This is a genomic window from Streptomyces sp. NPDC060028, from assembly GCF_042736725.1.
Taxonomy (GTDB): Bacteria; Actinomycetota; Actinomycetes; order Streptomycetales; family Streptomycetaceae; genus Streptomyces.
In genome coordinates this window covers 1-1,679 of sequence record NZ_JBHWVJ010000178.1, presented here as the reverse complement: position 1 = coordinate 1,679, position 1,679 = coordinate 1, and the positions used below count along the sequence as shown (strand labels likewise).

Sequence of the window (1,679 nt, the reverse complement as noted above, 5' to 3'; positions counted from 1 at the left end):
GCGTAGGGCTCTCGCCGTTGGCGTGGCGGGCCCGGGCTGCGGCGAGCCGATCCGGATCCATCACCGTCGGGCGGCCGCCGGCGCGGCCCTGGGCCCGGGCCGCGGCAAGGCCGGCCATCGTGCGCTCGCGGATGATGTCGCGTTCCAGCTCGGCGAACGCGGCCATCATCGTGAAGAAGAACTTTCCCTCGCCGCTCGGCATGTAGCTGCCCGCGAGCTTGCCGGTCAGGATCCGCACACTGATCCCGCGCTCGTGGAGGTCGTCGGCGATCGTGAGCACGTCCTTGACCGAGCGGCCGAGGCGGTCCAGCTTCCACACGCACAAGGTGTCGCCCGGGCGGAGGTAGTCCAGGGCCGCCGCCAGGCCTGGCCGGTCCGCCTTCCGCGTGGACACCTTCTCCTCGAAGATGCGGCCGCATCCTGCCTCGGTCAGCGCGTCCCGCTGTAGTTGTGCGTCCTGGCCGTCCGTGGAGACGCGGGCCAGGCCTACGAGGTTGTGCGCGGCGGTCGACATGCCGCCGATCGTCTCAGAAACGGTCTCAGAACAGCGTCGGGACTCGCAGCTTCTGAGACGGGTTGTGAACGCTGTACGGCGCCCGGGCGGCTGTCGACACAGTCGTCTCACAAGCCTTCGTTTCCGGACGCCCCTCATGCGTCGGCCCCCATCCCCGGGTAACGAGGGATGAGGGCCGGCGCGTGCTCTACCAAAGCGGCTCCACCCTAGCGCGGCCCACTGACAGGGATGGACGACAAGGGACGGGCGCGGCCGCGCCCGACGCTCCGGGTGCGGCTCCCTGCGGGCCACGCGTTCACCGGCGACGGCCGAACCGGCCGTGACCGGCCTCCCGACCGCCGCCGGGCGCGGCCCGCCGCCTGCCGCACGTCACCCGCCCGCCATGCCACTGCGGTCCGTTGAGCGCTGCGGGTCAGGCCGTGGTGCACCCGGCGGTGTCCAGCGCCTCCGCGATGATGCCGCGCTCGGCACCGACCTTGACCAGCGCTGGGGCCGCCGTTGTCTGCGGGTCAGGACAGAGCGGAGCGGCTACGCCGCACGACCTTCGAGCGGCACCCGCCGGACGACCGCAAGCACCGCAGCCGCAGCGGCGGGGGGTGGGTGGCTGCTCTGGGGGCCACCCACCCCCCGGGCGAGGCCGGTCGACGGACGAGCCCGGTGTCCGTCCGCGGGCCGGTTTCGGTTGCCCTAGGCAACCGGAGTGTAGGGTTGTGCAGGCTTTTCCGAAACTCTCCATGCATGCACACATGGAGGATTAACGGGAAACCCGTCACAACCCTACACTTCCGCAGGTCAGAGCGTTTTTGAGTGGCGACAGCAGAGCGCCCCCACCGGTGGTTCAGTGAGGGCGCTTAGCTGTGCTGCTGGGTTACTCGTCGTCGTCAGCCCCGGCGAGCATGAGTCCGCTGTAGACCTGTCCCGCACTGCCCCGTTTCTTCGTGTATCCGCGGTGTGCCATCGACTCGGCGAACGCGACCTCCGAGCTCGCCTGCTCGCCGCTCGCGTGGCACCAGGAGGCCCATGCGGTGAAAAGGTCGCGGGCCTTGATGGTGGTGTGCGGGTTGGCGATCGTCCGCTCCTCCAGGAAGCGGGCCAGGACGTCACTGCGGGCCTGGTACTCCTGGGTCTTGATGCGGACGACCTCGGGAGGGTTGAGGCCCTGCTC

The 1,679-nt window shown here is 70.3% G+C and carries 2 protein-coding genes; both read right to left on the bottom strand.

All coding sequences use genetic code 11. The annotated features are described in order from the left end of the window. A partial coding sequence (locus ACFWBF_RS37260; protein WP_385609268.1) for a recombinase family protein occupies positions 1 to 514 on the bottom strand: 514 nt, incomplete at its 3' end. An 868-nt stretch (positions 515 to 1,382) separates the two neighbouring features. Beyond that, positions 1,383 to 1,679, bottom strand: a 297-nt coding sequence (locus ACFWBF_RS37255) for a primase-like DNA-binding domain-containing protein (RefSeq protein WP_385609267.1), incomplete at its 5' end; no start/stop codon positions are given.